Origin of the sequence: Streptomyces griseorubiginosus, assembly GCF_017614965.1 — a bacterium.
Classification (GTDB): domain Bacteria; phylum Actinomycetota; class Actinomycetes; order Streptomycetales; family Streptomycetaceae; genus Streptomyces; species Streptomyces griseorubiginosus_B.
Genome location: NZ_WVUG01000528.1, coordinates 1 through 3,154, shown reverse-complemented (window position 1 = coordinate 3,154; position 3,154 = coordinate 1). Strand labels below are relative to the sequence as shown.

Genomic DNA, 3,154 nt, shown 5'->3' with positions numbered 1-3,154 from the left:
CATCCCGCCCATGCCACCGATGGGCATCCCGGAAGCGGCGGGCTGCTGTGCGGCATCCGACGCGAGGAACGGGTTGTCTCCTGTGAGGTCGCCGCCGCCCATGGACGTCTCGTCGTAGGCGTATCCGTCGCCCGAGTGGCCGGCGCCCGAGGCGCCGCCCGACAGATCGGCGGTGCTCGGCACGCTCGCGGAGCCGGACGGACCGGAAGAGCCGCCGAGGCCGGTGGAGACGTGACCGGTGCCGGGGTCCGTGGTGAGACCGGAGCCCAGGTCGGATCCCGTGCCGAGTCCGGATCCGAGGCCTGATCCGCCGTCCGTCGCGCCGAGGCCCGAGCCGAGCATGGAGCCGGTGCCCGTCGTGGTTCCGGGACCCGGGTCGGTCACGGTCGACCCTGTGGGCCCCGTGGTCGAGATCGTCCCGTCCGGGTGGGTCACCGTCGTCGAGCCGTCCGGGTTCGTCGTGGTGATCGTGCCCGCACCGTCGGACGTCGTCACGGTGCCGTCGGGGCCCGTGATCTTGGTGCTGCCGTCCGGACTGGACGTCAGGGAGGTGCCGTCGGGGTAGCGCACCGTCGTCGTGCCGTGCCCGTCGGAGGTGGTCACCGTGCCGTCGGGGCCGGTCACGGAGGTGTTGCCGTCCGGGTGGGAGACCGAGGTGGAACCGTCCGGGTGGGTGGTGGTGATCGTGCCGTCGGGCGCGGTCACGGAGGACGTGCCGTCGGGGTAGTGGGTGCTGACCTGGCCCGTGCCCGGGTCGGTCGTCGTGGTCGTGCCGTCGGACTCGGTGACCGTGGTCGTGCCGTCCGGGTTCGCGGTCGTGCTCGTCCCGTCCGGGTACTTGGTGCTCACACCGCCGCCCGCGGAGCTCGGGTTGTTGGTGGTGACCGTGCCCCCACCGGTGTGCGTGGTGACCGTTCCGTCGGGGTTCTGGGTCTGCACGGTGCCGTCCGGGAGGGTGACCGTGGTGGTCCCGTCGGGGTCGACACGGGTGACGGTGCCGTCGGGCGCGGTGGTGACCTTGGTGCCGTCCGGGTTGGTCTGGGTGATGCTGCCGTCGGAGCTGGTGATCGTCCCGGCCCCGCTCTGGCCGCCGCCGAGACCCCCGAGACCGCCGCCGGCGGAGATGCCGCCGCCACCCGTGCTGGTCACGGACGAGGACATGCTGCCGATCGGTGCACCGGACACACCGCCGTCGCCGGTGAGCGGGTCACCACCGCCGACGCTCACGTCTCCGCTCCCCGCGCTCGTCGACAGGCTCGTACCCCCGTCGCCCGTGAGGGAGGCGCCGGCATCAGCGCCGAGAGCGCCGTCGCCCGTGAGGGAAGCGCCGCCATCAGCGCCGAGAGCGCTGTCGCCCGTGGCGGGAGTGCCGCCGGTGGTGCTGACGTCGCCGCTGCCCGAGCTGGTCGTCAGGTTCGTACCGCCGTCGCCCGTGAGGGAGGTGCCGCCATTGGCGCCGAGGCCGTCCGAGCCGGTGGTGCTCACGTTTCCGGTGCCCTGCTGGGTCTGGGCCAGTTGCTGCTGGAACTGGTCGTTCTGTGCCTGCGACTGCGCCTGTGCCTGCTTGTTGGCGTCGTCGATCTGCTGGTTGGCCTGCTCCTGGGCCTGCTTGAGCTGGTTCTGGTCCTCCTCCTGCTGCTGCTTCATCTCGGCCTGCATCTTGTCGATCTCGTCCTGCGCCTGCTTGTTGGCCTCGTCCTGCGCCGCCTGGGCCGCCGCGTTGGCCTTGTCGATGGCGTCCTGGGCCGCCTTGTTGGCGTCGTCGATCGCCTTCTGGGCCTGGTCCTGCAACTGCTGGATATAGCTGTCGGTGTCCAGACCGTCGTTGCCGTCGCCATCGGGATCGGATGAACTGCTCAGCGAACTGGTGGACTTGGTCTCCACCACGGTCTCCATGACGTGCTGAGCGGAGATCCAGGCGTTGTTGATGTTCGACAGCGACGCCTTGGCGGCCGGCACGAGCTGACTGTCGACGGCGTCGTTCCAGGCTTTCACCGCGTCCTTGCCCAGCGCCTGCCAGGTGGACATGACGTTCAGGTTGCCGAAGCCGGGGAAGTTCTCCTTGAAGTTGGCGGTCGTGCCGTACTCCGTCTCCTTGACCAGCACGCCCGTTCCTTGGTAGCTGCTGACGTAGCTGGTCTTCGTCGTCACCTGCACTTCGGGCCAGTTGTGCTTCATCACCCACAACAGGACCTCGCGCAAAAGCGACTGGACGATCCCGTAGGGATTCCCGATGCCGACGAGGTGGGACTGCGACCCGTCCTCCGACATGGCGGCGTAGGTGCCGTTCGCCCCGCTGGCCCACTTCTTGCCCGTGCTGAGCAGGTGCTGGGCCTCGTCGAGGACGGCGTTGCCGGCCCCGATCAGCGCGTCTCCCTGCTTGGTCGTCGAGGTGTACAGGTGCGGCTGCCAGGTGTTCGCCCCCGTGAAGCCACTCGGGTGCATCTGGTCTGCGTAGCTCTGGTAGTTCTTCTGCAGCGTGTCGATCAGGTCCTTGAAGACGCCGGCCGCCTTGCCTTTCCAGGCGGCGTTGTCCTTGCCCAGTGAGTCCTGCCACTGCTTGACCGTCGCGGCGTGGTCGACGAAGAACTTGCCGACCCGGTCGAACGCGCTGGCGGCCCGGTAGAAGGTGTTCATGTCGACGGCGGCCGCGTCCACGACGGCAGCCCCGCTCAGCTTGAGCCCCACGGTGGAGTACGGGGCGAAGGCGATGGCCTGTAACGCGTCCAGCGATCCGCCTATGTACTGTCCGAGTGCCTTGCCGTCCAGGGCCTGCTTGGTCTCGTCGCTCCAGTAGGCGTCCCCGTACGCCAGCTTCGGGCCGGCGGTGACGAAGTCGAACACCGCGCGACGCAGGATCGGCTTCTTCTTGCTGGCCCCGTCCGCGCCGGCGATGAAGAACGGGATGACGAAGTCGTGTCCGTCCACGTCCTCGCCGCCCGTCCCGGCGTCCGGGATCGTCCCCGACCAGGTCCGGTCCTCGATCGTGACGTTGAGCATGGGGACCTTGCCCTCGCCCGTCACGTCGTCGAAGACGGTGCTGCGGGGCGGCATCGGATAGCCGGTCAGGAGGTTGACGGCGATGGCCCAGTAGTCATTGCCGTAGTCGGCCAAGGGACGCTCCGGGGTGGGAGGACGGTGGGGGGTCTGGGTG

The 3,154-nt window shown here is 69.3% G+C and carries 1 protein-coding gene; it reads right to left on the bottom strand.

The genetic code is table 11. The annotated features are described in order from the left end of the window. A partial coding sequence (locus GRC12_RS43125; RefSeq protein ID WP_208785895.1) for an AAWKG family protein occupies positions 1-3,114 on the bottom strand: 3,114 nt, incomplete at its 3' end. Positions 3,115-3,154 lie beyond the last annotated feature (40 nt).